This is a genomic window from Aeromonas australiensis (genome assembly GCF_000819725.1).
GTDB classification, from domain to species: Bacteria; Pseudomonadota; Gammaproteobacteria; order Enterobacterales; family Aeromonadaceae; genus Aeromonas; species Aeromonas australiensis.
Genome location: NZ_CDDH01000106.1, coordinates 1 through 22,321 on the forward strand (window position 1 = coordinate 1; position 22,321 = coordinate 22,321).

The 22,321-nt window shown below is 60.3% G+C and carries 20 protein-coding genes and 1 pseudogene; 10 read left to right on the plus strand and 11 right to left on the minus strand.

The window, feature by feature from the left end:
- Window positions 1-205 precede the first annotated feature (205 nt).
- Together BN1117_RS17120 and BN1117_RS17125 are read right to left on the minus strand one after the other, a co-directional pair.
- On the minus strand, window positions 206-418 hold the full coding sequence (locus BN1117_RS17120) for a hypothetical protein (protein WP_040099369.1): 213 nt from the start codon (window positions 416-418) through the stop codon (window positions 206-208).
- 517 nt (window positions 419-935) lie between these two features.
- Window positions 936-1,262: a hypothetical protein gene (locus tag BN1117_RS17125; protein ID WP_156130039.1), complete on the minus strand. Its 327-nt coding sequence runs from the start codon at window positions 1,260-1,262 to the stop codon at window positions 936-938.
- Window positions 1,263-1,394: 132 nt separating this feature from the next.
- On the opposite strand from BN1117_RS17125, the pseudogene BN1117_RS17130 reads away from it, so the two are divergent.
- Together BN1117_RS17130 and dtd are read left to right on the plus strand one after the other, a co-directional pair.
- A pseudogene (locus tag BN1117_RS17130) lies at window positions 1,395-1,523 on the plus strand (virulence factor BrkB family protein); the annotation flags it as partial.
- A gap of 86 nt (window positions 1,524-1,609) precedes the next feature.
- Window positions 1,610-2,047, plus strand: coding sequence for a D-aminoacyl-tRNA deacylase (gene dtd, locus BN1117_RS17135; protein ID WP_040099374.1), 438 nt, complete (start codon window positions 1,610-1,612; stop codon window positions 2,045-2,047).
- On the opposite strand, the gene BN1117_RS17140 is transcribed toward dtd, so the two are convergent.
- Window positions 2,036-2,716: a spermidine synthase gene (locus BN1117_RS17140; RefSeq protein ID WP_040099376.1), complete on the minus strand. Its 681-nt coding sequence runs from the start codon at window positions 2,714-2,716 to the stop codon at window positions 2,036-2,038. The genes dtd and BN1117_RS17140 overlap by 12 nt on opposite strands.
- A gap of 172 nt (window positions 2,717-2,888) precedes the next feature.
- On the opposite strand from BN1117_RS17140, the gene BN1117_RS17145 reads away from it, so the two are divergent.
- Window positions 2,889-3,809 carry a bifunctional GNAT family N-acetyltransferase/hotdog fold thioesterase gene (locus BN1117_RS17145; RefSeq protein WP_040099378.1) on the plus strand — a complete coding sequence of 307 codons (921 nt, stop codon included), beginning with the start codon at window positions 2,889-2,891 and terminating at the stop codon, window positions 3,807-3,809.
- Between the two features lie 47 nt (window positions 3,810-3,856).
- Here BN1117_RS17145 and BN1117_RS17150 read toward each other — a convergent pair whose 3' ends face one another.
- The 4 genes from BN1117_RS17150 to gntU all read right to left on the minus strand — a co-directional run bounded on the left by BN1117_RS17150 (window position 3,857) and on the right by gntU (window position 11,314).
- Window positions 3,857-5,932, minus strand: a complete 2,076-nt coding sequence (locus tag BN1117_RS17150) for an AsmA family protein (RefSeq protein WP_040099380.1) — start codon at window positions 5,930-5,932, stop codon at window positions 3,857-3,859.
- Between the two features lie 282 nt (window positions 5,933-6,214).
- Window positions 6,215-8,284, minus strand: coding sequence for an ATP-dependent DNA helicase RecG (gene recG, locus BN1117_RS17155; RefSeq protein ID WP_040099381.1), 2,070 nt, complete (start codon window positions 8,282-8,284; stop codon window positions 6,215-6,217).
- A gap of 189 nt (window positions 8,285-8,473) precedes the next feature.
- On the minus strand, window positions 8,474-9,823 hold the full coding sequence (gene pssA, locus BN1117_RS17160; protein ID WP_040099383.1) for a CDP-diacylglycerol--serine O-phosphatidyltransferase: 1,350 nt from the start codon (window positions 9,821-9,823) through the stop codon (window positions 8,474-8,476).
- Between the two features lie 150 nt (window positions 9,824-9,973).
- Window positions 9,974-11,314, minus strand: a complete 1,341-nt coding sequence (gene gntU, locus BN1117_RS17165; protein WP_040099385.1) for a gluconate transporter — start codon at window positions 11,312-11,314, stop codon at window positions 9,974-9,976.
- Between the two features lie 245 nt (window positions 11,315-11,559).
- Between gntU and BN1117_RS17170 the strand changes: the two genes are divergently transcribed.
- Genes BN1117_RS17170 through BN1117_RS17180 form a run of 3 tightly spaced genes read left to right on the plus strand, consistent with a single transcriptional unit; the run spans window position 11,560 to window position 14,513 of the window.
- Window positions 11,560-12,069 (plus strand): gluconokinase, encoded by a 510-nt coding sequence (locus BN1117_RS17170; protein WP_040099387.1) that lies wholly within the window; start codon window positions 11,560-11,562, stop codon window positions 12,067-12,069.
- On the plus strand, window positions 12,066-13,862 hold the full coding sequence (gene edd / locus BN1117_RS17175; protein WP_040099389.1) for a phosphogluconate dehydratase: 1,797 nt from the start codon (window positions 12,066-12,068) through the stop codon (window positions 13,860-13,862). The genes BN1117_RS17170 and edd overlap by 4 nt, the downstream gene beginning before the upstream one ends.
- Window positions 13,863-13,871: 9 nt before the next feature.
- On the plus strand, window positions 13,872-14,513 hold the full coding sequence (locus BN1117_RS17180) for a bifunctional 4-hydroxy-2-oxoglutarate aldolase/2-dehydro-3-deoxy-phosphogluconate aldolase (RefSeq protein ID WP_005342660.1): 642 nt from the start codon (window positions 13,872-13,874) through the stop codon (window positions 14,511-14,513).
- An 84-nt stretch (window positions 14,514-14,597) separates the two neighbouring features.
- Here the strand turns inward: BN1117_RS17180 and BN1117_RS17185 are convergent, their stop codons facing one another.
- Window positions 14,598-15,605, minus strand: coding sequence for a substrate-binding domain-containing protein (locus BN1117_RS17185; protein ID WP_040099391.1), 1,008 nt, complete (start codon window positions 15,603-15,605; stop codon window positions 14,598-14,600).
- Between the two features lie 90 nt (window positions 15,606-15,695).
- Here BN1117_RS17185 and BN1117_RS17190 point away from each other — a divergent pair, with 90 nt between their 5' ends.
- Window positions 15,696-16,346 carry a Qnr family pentapeptide repeat protein gene (locus tag BN1117_RS17190; protein ID WP_040099393.1) on the plus strand — a complete coding sequence of 217 codons (651 nt, stop codon included), beginning with the start codon at window positions 15,696-15,698 and terminating at the stop codon, window positions 16,344-16,346.
- Between the two features lie 132 nt (window positions 16,347-16,478).
- Here BN1117_RS17190 and BN1117_RS17195 read toward each other — a convergent pair whose 3' ends face one another.
- Window positions 16,479-17,879, minus strand: coding sequence for a peptidoglycan DD-metalloendopeptidase family protein (locus BN1117_RS17195; protein WP_040099395.1), 1,401 nt, complete (start codon window positions 17,877-17,879; stop codon window positions 16,479-16,481).
- Between the two features lie 9 nt (window positions 17,880-17,888).
- Entirely contained in the window at window positions 17,889-19,418 is a 1,530-nt protein-coding gene (gpmM, locus tag BN1117_RS17200) for a 2,3-bisphosphoglycerate-independent phosphoglycerate mutase (protein WP_040099397.1), read from the minus strand.
- A gap of 245 nt (window positions 19,419-19,663) precedes the next feature.
- Between gpmM and BN1117_RS17205 the strand changes: the two genes are divergently transcribed.
- From BN1117_RS17205 to gpsA, 3 genes are read left to right on the plus strand one after another with little or no spacing between them, the layout of a single operon-like run.
- Complete coding sequence (locus tag BN1117_RS17205) at window positions 19,664-20,095, plus strand: rhodanese-like domain-containing protein (protein ID WP_005340640.1); 432 nt, start codon at window positions 19,664-19,666, stop codon at window positions 20,093-20,095.
- A gap of 50 nt (window positions 20,096-20,145) precedes the next feature.
- Window positions 20,146-20,616 (plus strand): protein-export chaperone SecB, encoded by a 471-nt coding sequence (gene secB, locus BN1117_RS17210; protein ID WP_005340639.1) that lies wholly within the window; start codon window positions 20,146-20,148, stop codon window positions 20,614-20,616.
- Between the two features lie 2 nt (window positions 20,617-20,618).
- Complete coding sequence (gene gpsA / locus BN1117_RS17215; RefSeq protein WP_040099399.1) at window positions 20,619-21,623, plus strand: NAD(P)H-dependent glycerol-3-phosphate dehydrogenase; 1,005 nt, start codon at window positions 20,619-20,621, stop codon at window positions 21,621-21,623.
- Between the two features lie 71 nt (window positions 21,624-21,694).
- Here the strand turns inward: gpsA and nfuA are convergent, their stop codons facing one another.
- Window positions 21,695-22,273 (minus strand): Fe-S biogenesis protein NfuA, encoded by a 579-nt coding sequence (gene nfuA / locus BN1117_RS17220; RefSeq protein WP_005340636.1) that lies wholly within the window; start codon window positions 22,271-22,273, stop codon window positions 21,695-21,697.
- Between the last annotated feature and the right edge of the window lie 48 nt (window positions 22,274-22,321).

Consider the following 22,321-nt stretch of genomic DNA (forward strand, 5'->3'; position numbering starts at 1 on the left):
AATCAGGTGCGGAATGTCGGGTTTATTGGTAGCATCGACGACCGCCCCTGTGAGGGGGCGGTCGTTCTGTTTTGAGAGGACCGCGCCATCTTGCTCGATGGCAGCGTCAGAAAAAGTGCGTCCGATTTAACGTAACGCCCCCTTAAGCGCATAGCGGACTAACGCCGTATGAGTAAAAGTCATCGCGCCTATTGTTTAACCTTTCTTAAATGTCTCCGCGTTCCCTGAGGATTTTCATCGCAATGCTTTTTTCTGAGCTGCTCGCAGAAAAAATACCATCGTCTTTTATTAGGCGTTTTAGCTCTTCACTGCGCTTGCTTTCTAAGCGCATTTTTATGGCGTGAAGCTCATTAGATTTTTCTTCTAATGCGTTTGCAGCACCCTTTGCAAGCTTGCCTGCTGTATCCCAAAAGCCCATTTTATCTCTCCTAATAATTACCCAGTCGAACTTATTTGGCTCGCCTCAGAATTCTGAATTTAAAGTACGTTAAGTAATTCTAGGCCACGCAACGGCGCTGCTTTACGCAAATAACGCCCCCTAGATACCGCATTTTCGTGGTTCTCGAAACTCGGCTGTTTCAGTCGTGTGATACGAGAGTGGTTTTTGATAAAGTAACGACCCATGCCAGCACTGGCATAGGTCGGATTCTCACTGGTACTGCTCACAAACGATCGTTTGTGAGCGCGTCCACCGAGTCAACCGCTTACCGTACTTTAAATTCAGAATTCTGAAACGCCCCCTGATAGCAGCACCTAAGTTACTGCTTTATTGGCGATGAGCTGATATGTTTACTTCTGCATTTAGGGCAGTAATCTGGTGTGCCGAACCCCGCTCTGCTAGTCCACTCATACTTACAATCTGAACACTTAGCTCGATATACAACTGCCATTATTTACTACACCTCTATTTGATTGTTTATACGTAGACTAATTTATTAGCCTTCTGATTCGCGCTCGAGACGCTCTTTTTCTTTACGAGCGGCAATGCGATTACAAGCCCTCTCATGGACTTCCATGGCATTCATTCGCTGTTCTTCGGTAGCATCAGCTTTATTTAGAATCTTCTCACTCGAAGATTTAAGTACGGTGTCAAGACCCGTTGTCGCCGCAAACTGGGCGACGTTAACAACTCCCTTACCTAATAACTTAGCTCCGGCTATCGCCGTCTCTTTGGCTCCAAAAGCATCCTTGACTTCATCAAATGCTTTCGATAAATTAAAAAAACCCATATTTGTCAACCACCTAGAAGAAAACATATCCATACAAACACTACTTGGTATAGTACACAAAAAAACAAACCCAAATGACGCCCGAGATCACATAATCGCGATTTGACCACGTTAGCCTCCCATGCCAAAGCGAATTGGTTTTTGCTGTTGAGCTCCCAATTTTGAGGTGCGTTGGCGACCATCCCCATCCTGTTTGTCTGGGTCTATTTGAGTGTGCTGGTGGTGTTGCTTGGCGCAGAAACTACCGCCTGCCTCGGTGAATACGAGAAACCGGTCAGCGAAGAGCTGGGCTAAGCCATCGCCTTGGCCATTGGTTTATTGGTAGCATCGACGACCGCCCCTGTGAGGGGGCGGTCGTTTTGTTTGCAGAGGAGAGGGATGTGATTGCATTGATTCAGCGGGTCAGCGAGGCCAGCGTGACCGTCGAGGGGGAGGTGACAGGTGCTATTGGTCAGGGGCTGCTGGTGCTGCTCGGGGTGGAGCAGGGGGATGACGAGGCTAAGGCCGATAAGCTGCTGCACAAGGTGAGCGGCTATCGGGTGTTCAGTGACGAGAATGGCAAGATGAACCTCAATGTCGGCCAGATCGGTGGCAGCCTGCTGGTGGTCTCCCAGTTCACCCTGGCGGCCGACACCAAGAGCGGGATGCGCCCCAGCTTCTCCTGCGGAGCTCACCCGAGTGAGGCCGAGCGGCTTTATGACTACTTCGTGGCCAAGGCTTCAGCCAGCGGCATCCCGACCAAAACCGGCCGTTTTGCTGCCGATATGAAGGTGGCACTGGTCAATGATGGCCCGGTTACCTTCTGGTTACAGGTCTGAGGCTTTGGCATCCCGTGGGGTGACATGGATGATGATGTTGATGAGCCCCGCGACCGGATAAGGCGTGGCCGGTCCAATCCACTGTTCGATCAGGAGCAGGGCGTGGGTTAACTCAAGGGTGGTGCGCGGCAGCAGGTTGATGATCAAGGTGCCATTCAGGCGAGGAGCCAGCGCCTTGTAGAGTCGCTCCTGAAACAGCAGCAGCGGGTTGCCATCCTGACTGAAGAGATCGAGCAGGATGAGGTCGTACTGCTGCTCGCTCTGTTCCAAAAAGGCGAGGGCATCGGCCAGATGGAGGGCAGGGGTAGCGTGCTCATCGCTCTGTGGATGCTGGAAAAACTGCTGATAAACGGTCAGCACCTCCTCATCGAGGTCAACACATTCATGATGAGCATCAGGCCAGCGCTGGCCCAGATGGCGGGTGAGATCGCCCCCGCCCAGCCCCAGTTCGAGGATCCGGGAGGCTTGCTCCGGCAGCAGACAGGCAACGACCCGCTGATGCGGCAGACAGAGGGCGGCAGGGTCCGCCAGCGACATGGCGGATTGCACCACGCCATCTATCTCCAGCCAACGGTGCTGGCCGTTTTCTTGAACGGTGAGGCGACGTTGGGGTTTGACACTGAGGTGCAACAAGTGATCGGCTTGGTACGCTTGCAGATTGAAGTCCATGAATTTGCACGGCAAGATGGTTTGCGACCAGTGTAACTCAAGGATGCAATTATGTACCGGGTAGCCCCCCTCGAATGGCAGTGGAGCAGGGGAGTTACCACAGAGAGCACCGGGAGAACTTGTTGCGTAATCCCTTCCATCTGCGCTTCGGCACACACTCAAGGATGAAGCTATGTATCGGGTAGTCACCCCTCAGACGGCCGCCGAGCTGGATGCCTACTATCAATTGCGCTGGGAACTATTGCGCAAACCGTTCAATCTACCACTTGGTTCCGAGCGGGATGAGTATGATTCCGTTGCTATTCATCGACTGATGCTGGCACCCGATGGCGCCCCCATCGCGGTGGGTCGCCTCTTTATTGGCGGTGATGAAGCGCAGATCCGCTTTATGGCACTGAGTCCGGAATATCGCGGCCAGGGGCTGGGGGCCAAAATGGTGGAGGATCTGGAGCAACTGGCCCGCAGCGAGAAGGTGAAACGGCTGGTGATGAACGCCCGTCAGGAGGCGGTGGAGTTCTATCGCAAGTGCGGTTTTCTGGAGGTAGGGGAAGGCCCCGTCTCCTTTGGTCGCATCCCCCACCGTCAGATGATCAAATCCCTGAGTCCCTTGCAGACCATCCAGTATCGACCTGAGTGGTGTCAGGATCTCACGACCCGCTGGTCGCGGGGTATTCCCATTAGCGAGAAGATGGGAATGCACATCAGCCACTACGATGGCCAGACCTTTCACCTCAAGGCCAATCTGGCGGCTAACCTCAATGTGCATGACACCATGTTTGCCGGCAGCATCTACAGCCAGTGTGTGCTGGCAGGGTGGGGCCTGATCTGGTTGCAGCTTAAGGAGGCTGGCCTGGTGGGGGATACGGTGCTGGCGGAGGGTAACATCAAGTATTACCGACCTGTGAGCGAAGAGCCGGAGGCGCGGGTAGCCCGGGAGGGGATGCCTGCCGTGCTGGAGCCACTCAAGCGGGGGGAGTTGGCCAGATTCAGCCTGCAGATCAAGCTGTTCAGCGGCGAGACATTGGCAGCCGAGTTTCTCGGTCACTATGTAGTACAGCCGGTCAAGCGACGGGGGCTGGCCCCCGTGCTGTGAGGAGGTACCCTTAAAGAACAAGGCCTCATGACGAGGCCTTGTTCTTTTTACTGGGCAGCAGGAGGGGCAGAGGGGCGCCAGAGCGGGGCGCTGTTGCCCTGTGGTGGATAGCGAACTCCCACCTCCCAGCCGCAGGCATCCTGCTTCTGCGGGAAGCGCCAGACCAGGGTAGGTTCTGTCAGCGGTCCGCGCCACTGGCCGAGCAGCTCGGCGCAGCGGTTGCCGTTGAGGATCCCCAGATCCAGCTGCCACTGCTCGTTGACCAGATCGATCCCCCCTTGCAGCGCCAGCAGGTGGGTGATGGTGGAGGCGCCAGCCTGCTCGATCTGCAATTGCCCCTTGTCGATCTTGCCCTGCAGCTTGATGCGGTAGAAGGGGGTGTCCCCACCCTGCATTGCCTGCCACAGCTCATGGGGGGTGAGTGTCGGTGGGGTCGCCCCCTTGAACCACTCATTGAGCAGCGGATCTATTTTCACCTTGTCCCAGAACGGCTCATCGGCATCGAGGGCAAAACTGCCCTGCAGGGTCTGGCGCCACTCGCCCGCCACCTTTCCATGTTCGGCTTGCAGGTCGGCGCTCACGTCCGCCTTGCCGGCGAAGGAGACCGGAGATGGAGACAGAGGGTTGAGTATCTTGCCCCACTGCTGCAGGTCCAGCCTGGTTGCCTGCAGCTGCAGACGGCTGCTCTGGCCCGGCTCGCGGCCCCACTGGCCACTCAGGCTGAGGGTGCCCTCATCCGGCAGCGTGCTGGTGAGCTTGCCCAGTTGCCACGAGCTGGGGGTCAGCTCGCCATCCAGTTCGCCATTGCGGGCGCTGAGGCCATCCCACACCAGTTCGAACCACTTGCTCTCGATACGGGCGCGGCCGAGTAGCGGGCCGGGTTGGTTATCGCGCAGGGCGAGATCGCTCAGATAGAGCTGCCAGCCGGTCAGCGACAGGGGCAGGGTATCGTCGAAGGAGAGCACCTTGAGCTTGTCGAACGCCAGCTTGCGGATATCGACCTGCTGCGGGCGCCAGCCCTGCCAATCCTGCCACCATCCTTGCGGCAGGCTGATATCCATGCCGCTCAGCGCCACGTCTTTCAGGGTCAGCTTTTGCTGTTGGGTATCAAGGGAGAGCTCGACATTGAACGCCCCTTCATAGGCTTTGCCCTGCAGTTCGCCGTCAATCTGCTGGGGCGAGAAGGCGAGCTTGCCCTTGATCTCCTCCAGCTGGAACAGGCCGCGGCCCATGTCCCCCAGGGTGCCGCTCAGATAGCCGGTGGGCTGGTTGCCCGCCTGCCAGTTGAAGGCGGTGAGCTGGCCGCTGAAGTTGTTGAAGGAGAGCTCCTGATTGATGTCGTTGAGGCTGACGCCGTTCAGCTGACCACGATCCAGCGATACGCTTTGCAACGGGAAACGCTGCGGGAAGCCTTGCTGTGTCAGATCCCCCAGCTCCACCCGCATGCCGCGCGCCTTGAGATCGTGCAGTTGCAGGGTGCGGGCGGGCCAGTCCAGCACCACGCCGGTCTCCAGCAGACCGTCGAACAGGTTGGTCACCAGCTTGTCGCTGCGCAGCACTTCCCCTTCCAGCCGTCCTTGCAGGTTGAGACGGGCGAAGGTGAACTGCGGAGTCTCCAGCTGGCCGATATTGAGGCTCAGGTTGGCCTGTGGCTGCCGTTTCGGGTCGATCAGCTCCCAGTCGCTCAGGGTGGCGTTGAGGCCGCGCAAGGTCAGCTCGGGGCTCTCCAGACTGAGGCGATCGATAGTGCTGTCGCTGATGGTGAGGGAGTGCACCGGCAGGTTCGGCAGCTGGTTGGGCAGCGGCAGCTTGATAGCGGGACGAATGAGATCGAGATGGGCGATGCGCACATCGCGGCTCAGCCAGTCGATGCTCTCGATCTCCAGATAGATCTTGTCGAGAGAGACCGCATCGCCGTAACGCACCTGCTCTGCCAGCAGGGTGTAGGGGTGGAGCGGGTTGAACACCAGTCGCCCTATGGTGACCGGCACACCGGTCTGCTGGCTGATCCAGCTGGCGATGGGGCCTTTGGCGCGCTCGGCGTCGAACAGGCCGAGGGCAACCCAGACAAACAGCAGCAGGAAGGCAAAGGTGTAGAGCAGGCCGCGTAGCCAGGAATTCATAAGTGCTTTCCTCCTGTATTGGTTGAGTGATCAGGTGTTGGCAGCGTGATTCCGCAGGTCAAGCATTGGAGTAGTGATCCCGTAAGCCGAGCCAGCGGCGAATCAAGGGTTCGACATGACTCGGATGCCTGTCCATCAGGAGATGTGTCCATCTTCTGCATCTACCTCGATCAGGCATTGGAGTAGTGATCCCGTAAGCCGAGCCAGCGCCGTATCAAGGGTTCGACATGACTCGGATGCCTCTCCATCAGGAGATGTGCCCATCTTCTGCATCTATCTCGATCAGGCATTGGAATAGTGATCCCGTAAGCCGAGCCAGCGCCGTATCAAGGGTTCGACATGACTCGGGTGCCTATCCATGAGGAAGCGCGCCATCTTCTGCACCTGTGGAATAAGCGGCTGATCCCGCACCAGATCGGCGATCTTGAGGTCGGCCAGACCGGTCTGGCGGGTGCCGAGCAGTTCCCCCGGGCCGCGCAGTTCCAGATCGCGCTGGGCGATGAGGAAGCCATCGTTGGTCTCACGCAGCACCCCGAGCCGGCTCTGGGCCGTCTTGGACAAGGGGGCATGATAGAGCAGCACGCAGTGAGAGGCCACCGCCCCCCGGCCAACCCGGCCGCGCAGCTGGTGCAACTGCGCCAGCCCGAGACGTTCCGGGTTCTCGATGATCATCAGGCTGGCGTTGGGCACATCCACCCCCACCTCGATGACGGTGGTGGCGACCAGCAGTTGCAGTATGCCTGCCTTGAACTCCTCCATCACCCGCTGTTTCTCCACCGGCCGCATCCGGCCGTGCACCAGCCCGATATGCAGGCCGGGCAGCAGGTTCTGCAGCTCGGCGGCGGTATCCTCGGCGGCCTGACACTCCAGCACCTCCGACTCCTCGATCAGGGTGCAGACCCAGTAGGCCTGCTTGCCCTCGGTGCAGGCGAGCTTGACCCGCTCGATCACGTCGCCGCGACGGCTGTCGGGCAGCGCCACCGTGGTGATGGGGGTACGGCCCGGCGGCAGTTCGTCGATGACCGAGGTGTCGAGGTCGGCATAGGCTGTCATCGCCAGGGTGCGGGGGATGGGGGTGGCGGTCATGATGAGCTGATGGGGATGTACCCCCTCACGCTCCCCTTTCTCGCGCAGGGCGAGGCGCTGGTGCACCCCGAATCTGTGCTGTTCATCGATGATGACCAGCGCCAGGCGCTGGAACACCACCTGCTCCTGAAAGATGGCGTGGGTGCCCACCACCATCTTGACGCTGCCATCTTTGATCGCAGCCAGCGCCTCTTCCCGCGCCTTGCCCTTCTGCTTGCCCGCCAGCCAGCCGACCCCGATGCCGAGCGGCTCCAGCCACTTGGCGAAGTTGATGGCGTGCTGTTCCGCCAGCAGCTCGGTCGGCGCCATCAAGCCCACCTGACAGCCGTTGCCGATGGCTTGCAGGGCGGCGAGCGCCGCGACCAGGGTCTTGCCGGAGCCTACATCCCCCTGCACCAGCCGCATCATGGGGTGGCTCTGTTGCAGATCCTTACCTATCTCGGCCACCACCCGGCTCTGGGCGCCGGTCGGTTTGAACGGCAGAGCGCTGAGCAGTTGTTCAACCAGCGCGGGCGCCGGTTTGAGAGCGCGAGCCAGCTGGGTTTGTGCCTGAGCACGCACCTTGAGTACCGAGAGGTTGTGAGCCAGCAGCTCCTCCAGTACCAGTCGCTGCTGGGCCGGATGTTGGCCGCTTTCCAGCAGCGGCAGAGCCACCGAAGGGGGTGGACGGTGCAGCAGCTTCAGAGCGGCGGCCAGCTCAATCTGGTGGGGATAGAGGCCGGCAGGCAGCAGCTCCTCCACGCCATAGAGGTCGAGCTGGGCCAGCGCCTGATCGGTGAGGTTGCGCAGGGTGAGCTGGCGCAGCCCTTCGGTAGTCGGGTAGACGGGGGTGAGTGCCTCTTCGGTCTGGCCGGCTTGCTCCTCGCCGAGCAGCTTGTACTCGGGGTGGGCCATCTCCAGCCCGTATTTGCCGGGGCGCACCTCGCCAAAGCAGCGGATCAGGCGGCCCGCCGCCAGACTGTTTTTCTGGGCGGCGGTGAAGTTGAAGAAGCGCAGGGTGAGGGTGCCGGTACCGTCGCTGATGCGACAGACCATCATGCGGCGGCGCCCCATCACCAGCTGAGTGTCCTGGATTTCGCCCTCGACGGCACCGTGCAGGCCGGGCGGCAGATCGCCGATGGGCCACACCTGGGTGCGGTCCTCGTAGCGCAGGGGGAGGTGGAACAGCAGATCCTGTACCGTGGCCAGCCCCAGCCGCTCGAGCTTCTCCAGCATCTTGCTGCCGACACCCTTGAGGCTATCGAGAGGAATTTTATCCAATTTCATCAATTAGATGCCCGAAAACACTGTAAATATGTCCAGATGATAGGGGTTGTTGAGGGGCCGATGCAAGCCGAGTTGCTGCTGGCTGGGCCGTCAAGGCGGGGGAAACGGCGGATATAACAAAGGCCTGCCGAAAACGGGAGGCCTTGGTCTGATTGCCGTTGGGCGGGGTGGGCGTTGCGCGCCCCGGGGTCAGATGATCCGCTTGAGCAGCAGATGAGCCTTGACCCTGTGGATCCGTCCCAGCAGCTTGCGCACCTGTTCCGGGTAGTCCTGGATCTGCTCCACCTGATCGAAGTGGCTGATCCGCTTGGTGTTGGTCAGGATGTTCTCCCGCTCCGCGTTGAACTGGGGACGCAGCAGGTGGCGACGATCGTGTACCAGCAGGCCGTTCTCCAGATCCAGCGCCCAGGCGCGGGGGTTGAGGTTGTTGCCGGTGAGCAGGGCCCACTCGTCATCCACGAAGATCCCCTTGAGATGGTAGGAGTTGCGCTCGCAACACCAGAGCATCAGGTTGAGGCGACCGTCGTCGATGTGGCGCTGGTTGCGCTCGGCAAACTTGCGCAGGTTGGTCTCGTAGAGATAGGGCAGGCCACCGATGGTGGAGAACTTCTCTTCCGGCGGAATGAAGAAGTCGTTGGCGGTCTTGTCGCCCACTACGATGGTCACCTTGCAACCGCGCTGCAGCAGATCCTCGATATCCTTGCTCAACTCCTTGGGGGGATTGAAGTAAGGGGTGCAGATGAAGATCTCCCGCTCGGTGGCGCGCACCAGATTGCGGATCATCAGGTTGAGCTGGTTGTTACGCTTGCCCAGACCCACCATGGGGGTGACGGCCACTTCCTGAGTGTTGACCGGCATGGTGCTGAAGCGGTACTGGCTCTGGCGCAGGTTCTGCTTGAAGCGGCGGATCGGCCCCTTCAGCTGCTTGGCGCTGGGGATATCGCTGTGATCCAGTCGCTGCACCGCGTCGCTCTTCACGAACAGGTCATCCACGTAGTTGGCCATGCTGCGGGCCAGTTCGGGGCTGGCTATCTGGTGATAGCGATCGAAGCGGTAGCGATCCTGCTGGTGCAGGTAGATGTCGTTGAGGCTGGCGCCGGAGTAGAGCACCACATCGTCGAAGATAAAGCCCTTGAGGTGGAGCACGCCGAGCAGCTCGCGCCCTTTGACCGGTACGCCGTAGATTTCGATCTGGTGCTCGTGTTCGGCAGCCATGGCCTGATACATCAGGTGGTTGCCCCCCTGCTTGCCCTTGCCGATCAGGCCGCGCTGGGCACGGTGAAAATCGACGAACAGCTTGATGTCGAGAGCCGGGTTGCGCTGCTTGGCGGCGTAGAGGGCGGAGAGGATCTCCCGGCCTGCTTCGTCATCCTGCAGATAGAGAGCCACCAGATAGATGCGCCGGGTGGCACTGGCGATAAGCGCAAGAATGCGGCGTTTGAAATCCTGGGCGCTGTAGAGCACTTCAAACTGATCCGCTGCGACGGCGATCTGGGGCAGGTGTGCCAGCAGTTGTCGATAATGGGCCGATGAATGCATAGAGAAACCTGAAATCACGGGGTTAAGCGTTCCACTCGGAGCGATGAATAGGCGATTCTAGCAATCTCGCCCTCTGGGCCAAAGAAAGAATCGTCAGAAAGATGAAAAAGGCCTCACTCGTGAGGCCTTTTTTGGGGGTGTTCGTCGTGATCAGAGGAAGCTGTAAATGATCATTGCCATCACACCGCCGGTGGTACCGATGATGGTCTCCATCACGGTCCAGGTCTGCAGAGTCTGCTTCTCGGTCAGGCCGAGGTAGCGGTTGGCCAGCCAGAAACCAGAGTCGTTGACGTGGGAGAGCACGATGGAACCGCCGCCGATGGCGATGGTGACGGCTGCCAGTTGGGCACCGCTGAGACCGAGCGGCTCCAGCATCGGCAGTACCAGACCGCAGGCGGTCAGCATGGCGACGGTGGCAGAGCCCTGAATCACCCGTACCGCAGCGGCCAGAATGAAGGCCAGTGCGACGATGGGCAGACCGGTATCGGCCAGCATGTTGCCCAGAGCGGCACCCACGCCGGAATCAACCAGCACCTGCTTGAACACGCCACCGGCACCGGTCACCAGGATGATGACGCCCGCCGGCTGGATGGCGCTGTTGCAGACGCTCATCACCTCGTCACGGGACATGCCACGGCGAATACCCAGCAGATAGAAGGCGGCCAGGCAGGCGACCATGATGGCGGTGAAGGGGTGGCCGATGAACTCCAGCCAGCCGTGCAGGCTAGTACCGGTTTCGACAAAGCGGCCAACGATGGTCTTGAGGCCGATCAGCAGCAGCGGCAGACCGATTAGGCCCATGGCCAACCCGAAGGAGGGCAGGGATTTGTTGTCATCGTGGACGCTGTTCTGGGCATCGGCGGGCAGCGGCACATCGACGATCTTGCTGATGAAGTCACCGAACAGCGGGCCTGCCAGGATCAGCGCCGGTACGGCGGCGATCAGGCCGAACAGGATCATGTAGCCGAAGTCAGCACCCAGCTGGGAAGCCACCAGAATCGGGCCCGGCGCTGGAATAAGGAAGGCCTGACAAGTGGCGATACCGGCCAGTAGGGCGATACCAATCTTCACCACGCTGCCGCCGCCACGACGGACGATGGCGAAGGCGACGCCGATCAGCAGCACCACGGCCACGTCAAAGAAGAGCGGCAAGGCGCAGACAAAGCCGGTCAGGGCCATGGCCCAGTTGGCTCGCTTGACGCCGAACTTGCCGAGCAGGGTGTGAGCCACCCGGTCGAGGGCGCCGGTCACTTCCATCACCTTGCCGAACATGGCGCCCAGCGCCACGACGACAGCGACAAAGCCGAGGGTGCCCCCCATCCCTTTCTGGATGGTGGCGGCGATATCGGCCGGGTTCATGCCAGCGGCGAGACCCGCCACCATGGAGACCAGAATGAGGGAGACAACGGCGTGGAGCCGGGCCTTCATCACCAGGAAGAGCAGCAGCACAATCGAGCCTGCGGCCGTCATGATCAGGGAGAGGTCAGACATTGTTATGCGTTCCTTAATCCAAGTTCTGTAGTGACACCTTGCTGATCCGTCGGCAAACCATATCTTTATGATTTATTTAGATTTATGGCAAGGGCTCAACATCATATGCCCAGGTGGCTATGGGTTTGCTCAGTCTGTGGCAGACTTCACATTTTCAGTCGTTACCGGTAACATGTTACCGGTAACGTGTTAGATTAGAACCCATCAACAGCTGGTTTTTTGAAAAGTGGGACAGAGGTCAAATTATGGCGGGCAAGTGCATTATCGTGATGGGTGTGTGTGGTAGCGGCAAATCCAGCGTGGGTCTGAAAGTGGCCCAAGCGCTGGGTGCCAAGTTCATCGATGGTGATGACCTGCACCCCAGGGCCAACATCCAGAAGATGGCGGGTGGCAACCCCCTCAACGACGAGGATCGTGCCCCCTGGCTGGAGCGGATCCGCGACGCCGCCTACAGTCTCGAGCAGAAGAACGAGACCGGCATCATCGTCTGTTCCGCCCTCAAAAAGCAGTACCGCGACCAGATCCGCGAAGGCAACGAGTCGGTCAGCTTCATCTTCCTCGATGGCAGCCAGCCGCTGATCCTCGAACGGATGCGTGCCCGCAAGGGCCATTTCATGCGTGAAAGCATGGTACAAAGTCAGTTCGATACTCTGGAGCGCCCGGATGGCGAAGCCGGTGTATTCCACATTGATATAGACGGCACCTTCGAACAGGTGGTTGACCGCGCCGTCACAGCATTGGAGCAAGCCCAATGATTCATCAGGTAATTTCCGACGTCACCGCTCGCATCCGCGAGCGCAGTGTCGCCCGTCGTCAGGCATTTCTGGCCCGCATCCAGCGTCAGGCAGAGCATGGCAAGACCCGCGCCTCCCTCTCTTGCGGCAACCTGGCCCACGCCGTGGCGGCCTCGAGCTGTGACGAGAAGGGTCGTATTCTCGATATGACCCGTGCCAACGTCGGCATCGTCACCGCCTACAACGACATGCTGAGTGCCCATCAGCCCTATCAGGGCTATCCGGACATCATCAAGGGCGCGCTGGCCGAGCTGGGCCACAGTGCTCAGGTTGCCGGTGGCGTGCCCGCCATGTGCGATGGCGTGACTCAGGGGCAGCCGGGGATGGATATGTCCCTCTTCTCCCGGGATCTCATCGCTCAGGCGACCGCGCTGTCGCTCTCTCACAACACCTTCGATGCCACCCTGCTGCTCGGCATCTGCGACAAGATCGCTCCGGGCCAGATCATGGGTGCCCTCTCCCACGCTCACCTGCCGACGGCATTTGTTCCTGCTGGCCCGATGGCGAGCGGCATCAGCAACGACGAGAAGGTGAAGGTTCGCCAGCAGTACGCCGCAGGTGAAGTGGGCCGCGACGCCCTGCTCAAGATGGAGTGCGGCGCCTACCATGCGGCGGGTACCTGCACCTTCTACGGCACCGCCAACACCAACCAGCTGGTGTTCGAGGCGATGGGGTTGATGCTGCCAGGCTCTGCCTTTGTGCATCCCCACAGCGAGTTGCGCCAGGCCCTGACCATTGAGGCGGCCCGTCGTATCAGCGCCATGATCCCGGGCTCCCCGGCCTATCGTCCCCTGAGCGAGGTGCTGGACGAGCGTTCGCTGGTCAACGGTCTGGTGGCCCTGCTTGCCTCTGGCGGCAGCACCAACCACAGCATTCATATGGTAGCGCTGGCCCGTGCCGCCGGTCTGGTGCTGACCTGGGATGACATCAGCGATCTCTCCGATGTGGTGCCGCTGCTGGTGCGCATGTACCCGAACGGCCCGGCCGACGTCAACGCCTTCGAGCAGGCGGGCGGCGTGCCCGGTCTGATGCGTCGCCTGGCCGAAGATGGGCTGATCCACATGGACGCAACCCCTGTCTTTGGTGAGATGCAGGATTACCTCACGCGTCCGACCCTGGTCGATGGCCAGCTGGTATGGCAGCCGGTAGGTGAAAGCAGTGACGTGAGCGTGCTGTCACCTTCCGGCAGCGTGTTCCAGGCCACCGGCGGCACCAAGCTGCTGGCGGGCAATCTGGGCCGCGCCGTGGTCAAGGTCTCCGCCGTGGCGCCCGAGTATCGGGTGATTGAAGCACCGGCGCGGGTCTTCTCCTCCCAGCATGCGGTTGAAGCGGCCTACAAGGCGGGCGATCTCAATCAGGACGCCGTGATCGTGGTGCGCCACAATGGTCCGGCCGCCAACGGCATGCCGGAGCTGCACAAGCTGATGCCGGTGCTCGGCAACCTGCAGAAGGCGGGTTACAAGGTGGCGCTGGTCACCGATGGCCGTCTCTCCGGCGCCTCCGGCAAGATCCCGGCAGCCATCCACGTCACCCCGGAAGCGCTGCACGGCGGGGCCATCGGCCTGCTGGCTGACGGTGACCTGCTGCGGGTTGACGCGGTAAACGGCAGCCTCGACTGCCTGACCGACTTGACTGGCCGTACCCAGGCCGAGATTGACCTCACTCCGGAACAAGAGGGGTGGGGTCGTGAACTGTTCAGCGTGATGCGTCGCGCGGTATCGAGCGCCGAGTGTGGCGCTACCATCTTTGACTAAGGAAGAGCTATGCAGAACTGGAAAGTGACCCCGGCCGAGGTGTTTGCCGCCTCCCCGCTGGTACCCGTGATGGTTATCAATGAGCTGGATCAGGCTCTGCCGATGGCCAAGGCGCTGCTCGATGGCGGCATCTCGGTGTTCGAGATCACCCTGCGCACCCCGGTGGCGCTCGATGCCATCGCTCTCATCGCCAAGGCGATGCCGGATGCCATGGTCGGTGCCGGTACCGTGCTCAACTGCGAGCAGTTTGACGCAGCCGTCGCTGCCGGTGCCCGCTTCGTCATCTCCCCGGGGATGACGCCGGCCCTGCTGGCCCACGCGGCCAAGAGCACTGCACCGCTGATCCCGGGGGTGGCTACTCCGTCTGAAGTGATGCAGGCGCTGGAAGCGGGCTATGACCATCTGAAGTTCTTCCCGGCCGAAGCGAATGGCGGCACCAAGGCGCTCTCTGCCATTGCCGCCCCGCTGCCCCAGGTGAAGTTCTGCCCGACCGGCGGTATCGGCCCGAAAAACGTCGCCGACTATCTGGCGCTCAAGTGCGTGGCCACCGTCGGCGGCTCCTGGATGCTGCCGGCCGATGCGGTCAAGAGCGGCAACTGGGAAGAGGTGACCCGCCTCTCCCGCGAAGCGGTTGAGCTGGTTAAACGCTAAGCCTCAGTTGTGCAGAAAACCAAACAGGCCACCCTCGGGTGGCCTGTTTGTTATCGCCGTGACTTAAGTGGGTGAGGGAAGGAATTACCCCAGACTCTCCCCGATATAGAGGGAGAAGCCGATATCCTTGCGGGTATCGGGTTGGGATTGGCCGCTGAGACGCGCCAGCAGCAGGGTGGCCGCCTCCCGACCGATCGCTTCCCGCGGGGTGGCGATACTGGCCAGTTTGGGGGTCATGGCGTGGCCGATGTCGAGAGCGTTGCAACCAGCGATGGCGATCTGCTGGGGCACCGGGATCCACTTGGCCTGACACTGCAACAGGGCTCCCACCGCCAGGTCATCGTTGGTGCAGAACAGGCCATCGAGGTCGGGATAGCGTACCAGCGCCTGATCCAGTAACTCGCCCCCCAGGGTGAAGCTGGAGGATTGCTCGGTCAGCAGATGCTGGCCGGTGAGGCCGAAGTCGGTCATCGCCTGATAGTAACCCTCCATCCGCAGCTGGGTGCGCACGTCGAGCCGCGCACCGAGATAGACCACCTTGCGTCGGCCCCGGCGCAGCATCTCTGTTACCATGGCCCGGGCCGCGGCTCTATGGTCCATGCCGACCACCATGTCGATGGGGGTTTGCGGCAGATCCATGGTCTCTACCACTGGAATGCCGGCGGTGGCGATCATCTTGCGGGTGCGCTCGGTGTGCTGGCTGTCGGAGAGGATCAGGCCATCCACATGGTAGGAGAGCAGGGACGCGACCTGCTCCTCCTCCCGTTCCGGGCTGTAGCCGTAGTGGGCCAGCAGGGTCTGGTAACCAGCCGGTCGGGTCACCGACTCGATACCCTGGACCACCGCCGAGAAGACCTGGTTGGAGAGGGAGGGGATCAGGATGCCAATTGCCTTGCTGGTCGCGTTGGAGAGAATATCCGGCGCCCGGTTGGGGATATAACCCAGCTCTTCCACCACCGCCGCGATCCGCTCGCGGGTCCCCTCAGCCACGGTCTGCGGGTCGCGCAGATAGCGGCTGACAGTCATCTTGGTCACGCCGGTCTGGTCGGCGATATCTTGCAGAGTGGGGCGGCGCTTGCGGGTGGGGCTCATAGGGGTGTCCAGCGTGGATGTTACATGTAACATTACCGCCATCGGTGGATAAAGTCAGCATACGAAGCTGTTTTTTGCAGGAGTTTTCCGATGATCAGAGGCAAGCAGTTTGTGGATGTCCGGTTCGAGCAGCAGGATGTGGAGGGGGAGCAGTTCTCGGAGTGCCGCTTTATCGGCTGCAACTTCTCCTGGCTGGATTTGAGCGATAGCCGCTTCATCGACTGCAGCTTCTACGATCGGGAGAGCGAACTGGGCTGCCTGCTGCAGGGGTGTGACCTGCGTGAGGCCAGCTTCCTGCGCTGCGATCTTACCATGGCCGATTGCAGTCGCAGCCAGTGTCTGGGGTTGGAGCTGCGCGACTGTCAGGCGGTCGGCATCAATTTCGGCCACGCCAGCTTTGCCAACCAGATCACCGCCAAAAGCTACTTCTGCGAAGCCCACCTTACCGGCAACAACTTCAGCTACGCCAGCTTCGAGGGCTGTCTGCTGGAGAAGTGCGAGCTGACGGAAAACCGCTGGCAGGGAGCCAACCTGTTTGGTGCCTCGCTGGCGGGGTCCGATCTCAGCGGCTCCGAGTTTGGCCAGATCGACTGGACCAGCTTCAAGCTGCAGGGCTGCGATCTGCGTCAGTGCGATCTGCCGGGGCTGGATCTGCGTCGGGTCGATCTGCAAGGGGTGCAGATCAACGAGGATCAGCAGCAGACCTTGCTGGAGCAGATCGGTCTGGTTGTCTTTCCCTGAGCCGAGCGAAAATGAGGTAATTTTTCATCAAATGGGACCGACAGCAGGTTGCTGTTCTCCTGAAACGACAAAAGCCTGCGTGATACAGGCTTTTGCTAGTGAGCGTGTGACTCGCTTGTCGGCCGGGTTAACTCACCCCTTGGCCAGCCATTTGGTCGGGTTGACCGCTTCGCCCTGATAGCGAATTTCGAAGTAGAGGCCCGGTCTGTCCTGGCCGCCACTGTCACCGACCAGCGCCACCGGTTCCCCCTGCTCCACATTCTGGCCAACCTGACGCAGCAACGACTGATTGTGACCGTAGAGGCTCATATAGCCCTTGCCGTGATCGATCACCAGCAGCATACCGAAGCCGTCGAGCCAGTCGGCGTAGACTACTTGCCCCGGTGCGACCGCCTTGACCTGGGTCCCCTCGCGGGCGCCGATCAGGGTGCCTTTCCACTTGAGTTGGGCGGTGCGCGGCGAGCCGTAGGCGATGAGGATCGGCCCCTGTACCGGCCAGCGCAGGCTGCCACTGGTCTTGAGGCCGCTGTAACCGTTGGCGCTTGCCTTGGCACTCTTGCGTGCTGCAGCCTGTTGCTCGGCGACCTTCTCCTGCTGTGCGGTGACTCTCTGTTGTTGAGCTGCGAGCCGTTGTTGTTCATCGACCTGTCGTTTCTGGGCCGCGATACGTTGTTGCTCCGCGAGTCGTTGTTGTTCGGCGGCCAGGCGTTGTGCCTCTAGCCGTCGCTGGCGTTCCTGCTCGGCCTTGATCTTGGCAAGGCGCTCCCGCTCGGCCCGTTCACGGCGCTCTTTCTCTTCCTGCTGGCGGCGCAGCTCTTCCAGTCGGGCCTTGAGAGCCTTCTCTGCCTTGACCAGCTTGGCGAGCTTCTGTTCGTCACTCTGTACAGATTGCTGCAACTGGTTGCGCACCTTGGCCCGGCTCTGCTGGCTGGCCTGCAGGGTCTGGTGATGCTCCTGCTGTTCGCCGAGCAGGCTCTGCAGTCTGGTTTCGGTCTCTTTGGTGGACTGTTGGTTTTTCGCCAGCTGGTCACGGGTGGCACGCAGGGCGTCGATAGCTTCGATGCGGGCCTTGTTGAGGTAATCGTAGTAGTCGAGAGACCGGCTCAGTTTGGCCGGATCTTGCTGATTGAGCAGCAGTTTGAGGTAGTCGTGGTGTCCAGCCAGAAAGGCGCTCTCCGCCTGCTTGGCCAGCAACTGCTTCTGATGCTTGGCTTGAACTTCCAGTGCCAGCTTGTCTTTTTGCAGGGTCGCCAGCTGCTGCTGGTTCTGTTTCAACTGTTGTCTGGTCTGGTTGAGTTTGGCGGCAGCGGCCGAGATGGCCTGCTCGTCAGCCTTGAGTTGGGTATTGAGTTTGGCCAGCTCCTGCTTGCTGAGCTGGATGGTCTTTTGTTGCGCTTTGATCTGGGACTGCATGGTGCCCAGCTGCTGATTGGCGGCAGCTGGGGTGGTGCCAAACGACAGGCAAAAAAACAGCGCGCCGGCCAACAGGCCGACGCGACTGGTTTTCTGTGAAATAACTTCGCATCCCCGCATGGGGAAGGATTATTTCAGAATCATCAGGGGCTTGCCAGTCATTTCCGGCGGCACCGGCAGACCCATCAGGGTCAGCATGGTGGGGGCCAGATCGGACAGTTTACCACCTTCGGCAACCTCGGCTTTGCGACCGAAATAGATGAGCGGAACCGGCAGATTGGTGTGGGCGGTGTGGGCCTGGCCAGTCTCTTCGTCCAGCATCTTCTCGGCGTTACCGTGGTCGGCAGTGATCAGGCACTCGCCACCCACTTCGGCCAGCGCGTCGGTGACGCGACCGATGCAGTGGTCAACGGCTTCACAGGCTTTGACGGCGGCATCGAATACGCCGGTGTGACCAACCATGTCGCCATTCGGGTAGTTACAGATGATGACGTCGTACTTGCCGCTCTTGATGGCCGCAACCAGCTTGTCGGTCAGCTCTTCGGAGCTCATCTCCGGCTGCAGGTCATAGGTTGCCACTTTCGGGCTGGCCACGATCTCGCGATCTTCGCCGGTGAAGCAGGACTCTTCGCCACCGTTGAAGAAGAAGGTGACGTGAGCATACTTCTCGGTTTCGGAGATGCGCAGCTGGGTCTTGCCCTGCTTGGCCAGCCACTCACCCAGGGTGTTGACCAGAGCGGTCGGCGGGTAGGCACAGGCAGTTTTGATGTCGGCCGCGTATTCGGTCAGCATCACGAAGTTCAGCTTCGGCTGGGCAGCACGGGCGAAGCCGGTGAAGTCGGTGTCAACGAAGGCGCGGGTGATTTCACGGGCACGGTCGGCACGGAAGTTCATGAAAATCAGCGCATCACCATCTTCCATCGGTGCAGCTTCGCCGATGCGGGTCGCCTTGACGAACTCGTCGTTCTCATCGCGGGCATAGGCGGCAGCCAGTGCTTCGGTGGCGCTCTCGGCGGTGAACTCGCCCTTGCCCTGGGTCATCAGATCATAGGCTTGCTGCACGCGATCCCAGCGGTTGTCACGGTCCATGGCGAAGTAACGGCCGATCATGGAGGCGAAACGACCCTTGCCCAGCTTGGCGAACAGAGCATCGAACAGCTCGATGGAGGACTGGGCAGAGCGCGGCGGCACGTCACGGCCATCCAGGAAGGCGTGGAAGTAGATCTTCTCGGCGCCACGCTTGGCGGCCATTTCGATCATGCCCATGATGTGCTCTTCGTGGCTGTGTACGCCACCCGGGGACATCAGACCCATGATGTGAACGGCTTTGCCGTTGGTGACGGCAGCGTCAACAGCCTTGGCCAGCTCGACGTTCTGGAAGAAGGGACCATCCTGAATGTCTTTGGAGATGCGGGTCAGCTCCTGATAGACGATGCGACCGGCACCGATGTTGACGTGGCCTACTTCGGAGTTGCCCATCTGGCCATCCGGCAGACCGACATCCAGGCCGGAGCCGGAGATCAGGGTGCTGGTATAGTCACGGGCCAGACGATCGAGGTTGGGAGTCTTGGCGGCAGCGACGGCGTTGTGCTCTTGCTTGGTGCTGTAGCCCCAACCGTCCATGATGACCAGAACCAAAGGTTTCTTAGCTGTTGACATAAGACTATGTCCTCTCGGATTGGAAAAAATGCGGGAAATAAAACTAGCGTAATATTACTACATCTGCCGAAATAGTCACCTGATAGCCAAGGGGCGCTCCCGCCGCCCCGCAAGCCAGCCTTTCCTGCCATGCTCGCTGCCCAATGATGATGGGAGCCTGCTCGCGCTTTGCCGCCAAGATGGCTGATCTTATCAATACCCCCATGTATACTCGGGCCCTTGTCTTGGTCCCTGGATAGTAGAAGATGCAAGAGTATTTGGATTTTGCGGCCCGTAACCCGCTGCTGACCGCAGCCTGGTTGGGCCTGGCTGGCACCCTGGTTTACACCACTGTGCGTGCCCGTTTGTCTCCGGTAAAAACCGTCAACAATCACACCGCGACCCTGCTGATCAACCGCGAGAATGCCACAGTGGTGGATATTCGCAGTCAGGAAGAGTACGCCAAGGGCCATCTGGCCGGTGCCCAGCACCTGCCGCTGACCCAAATCCAGAGCAATAATCTGGGCCCGGTTGAAAAGCATAAAGATGCCCCCATCATAGTGGTGTGCGAGTCGGGAATGACTGCGGGCGGCGCGGGCCGTCAGCTGAGCAAAGCTGGCTTCAAGCAGGTTTATGTGCTCGGCGGTGGCATGGCCCAATGGCGTGCAGAAAATCTGCCGGTAACCAAGAAACGCTGATTTAAGCAGGGCCTGAGCCCACTTATCCATATAACAAGGAATCAAACGAAATGGCTGACGAGATCAACAACCAGGAAGTACAACCGGAATTCCACATCCAGCGTGTTTACACCAAGGATGTCTCTTTCGAAGCGCCGAACACCCCGCACATCTTCCAGAAAGAGTGGCAGCCGGACGTCAAGCTGGATATGGATACCAAGACCAACATCCTGGCTGAGAACGTGTACGAGGTTGTCCTGACCCTGACCGTGACCTGCAAACTGGAAACCGAAACCGCCTTCCTGTGCGAAGTACAGCAAGCCGGTATCTTCACCATCGGCAACCTGCCGGAGCCGCAACTGGCTCACTGCCTGGCAGCCTTCTGCCCGAACATCCTGTTCCCGTATGCCCGCGAAGCCGTGGCCAACATGGTGAGCAAGGGTTCCTTCCCGCAGCTGAACCTGGCACCGGTCAACTTCGATGCCCTGTTTGCCCAGCACATGGCGCAAGCACAGGCCCAGCAGGCGACTGCGGAAGCCTGATAATGGCTGACCAGATCGCTATCTCGGTCTTGGGGGCGGGGTCTTATGGCTCCGCCCTTGCCATTTCTCTGGCGCGCAACGGTCATCCGACCCTGCTGTGGGGTCACGACCCCGCTCATGTCGCCGAGCTGGAACAAGACCGCTGCAACAAGGCATTTTTGCCTGATGTCCCTTTTCCTGCTGATTTGCAGCTGACTGCGGATCTGCAACGGGCGGTACAAGCTGCCCCCGTGCTGCTGCTGGTGGTGCCGAGCCATGTATTTGGTGATGTACTGACCCGGATCAAACCCTTCCTGCGCCCCGATACCCGTATCGCCTGGGCCACCAAGGGTCTGGAGCCGGACAGTGGCCGTCTGCTGCAGGACGTGGCCCGTGACGTGCTGGGTGACGAGATGCCGCTGGCGGTGATCTCCGGCCCCACCTTCGCCAAGGAGCTGGCTGCCGGTCTGCCGACCGCCATCTCGGTCGCCTCGACTCACGACGAGTTCGCCGACGATCTCTCCCACCTGCTGCACTGTGGCCGCTCGTTCCGGGTCTATACCAATCCGGACTTCGTCGGTCTGCAGCTGGGTGGGGCTGTGAAGAACGTCATCGCCATCGGTGCCGGTCTCTCCGACGGGCTCGGGTTTGGCGCCAATGCCAGAACCGCGCTCATCACCCGGGGTCTGGTGGAGATGCAGCGTCTGGGGGCGGCGCTGGGTGCCGATGCCAAAACCTTTATGGGGATGGCGGGGCTCGGGGATCTGGTGCTCACCTGTACCGACAACCAGTCGCGCAACCGTCGCTTCGGGCTGGCCCTCGGGGCTGGCAAGGATGTGGACACCGCCATGACCGAGATTGGTCAGGTGGTGGAGGGTTATCGTAACACCAAAGAGGTGCATCTGCTGGCGGCCCGCTGCGGCGTCGAGATGCCCATCTGCGAACAGATCTTCAAGGTGCTCTACGAGGGCAAGAACCCGAAAGAGGCGGCCATCGCCCTGCTGTCGCGAGACAAGAAGGACGAGTAATCGGCCGATTGCCCATGCAAAAGGCCCCGCCGGATGGCGGGGCCTTTTCTTTGCACTGAAATGGCAACAAATCAGTAGTAGGAGTGGTCGCCGCGCTGGTGCTCGGTGGCGTCTTTCACACCGTTGAGTTCGCCCGGGAACTTCTCCAGCAGCTGCTTCTCGATCCCCTCTTTCAGGGTGTAATCGACCATGGAGCAGCCGTTGCAACCGCCGCCAAACTGCAGGATGGCCAGTTTGTCTTCAGTCAGCTCGACCAGGGTCACCTTGCCACCGTGACCGGCCAGCATGGGGTTCACTTCGGACATCAACACGTATTCGATGCGCTCGATCAGCGGCGCGTCGTCGGCCACTTTACGCATCTTGGCGTTCGGTGCTTTCAGGGTGAGCTGGGAGCCCATCTGATCAGTCACGAAGTCGATGGTAGCATCCACCAGGAAGGGGGCGCTCAGGGGATCGACCATGCAGTCGAAGCCGCTGAAGGGCAGGTGTTGATCTTCCGGGTCCACGGCATCGGGCGGGCAATAGGATACGCCACACTCGGCATTCTGGGTTCCCGGATTGACCACAAACACCCGGATATTGGTGCCATCAGGCTGTTTTTCCAGCAGTTTACGGAAATGGGCCTGGGCGGCGTCGGAAATGCTGATCATCACTATCCTCATAAACCTGAGTGTACGACTAGGGTATTCATGATAACG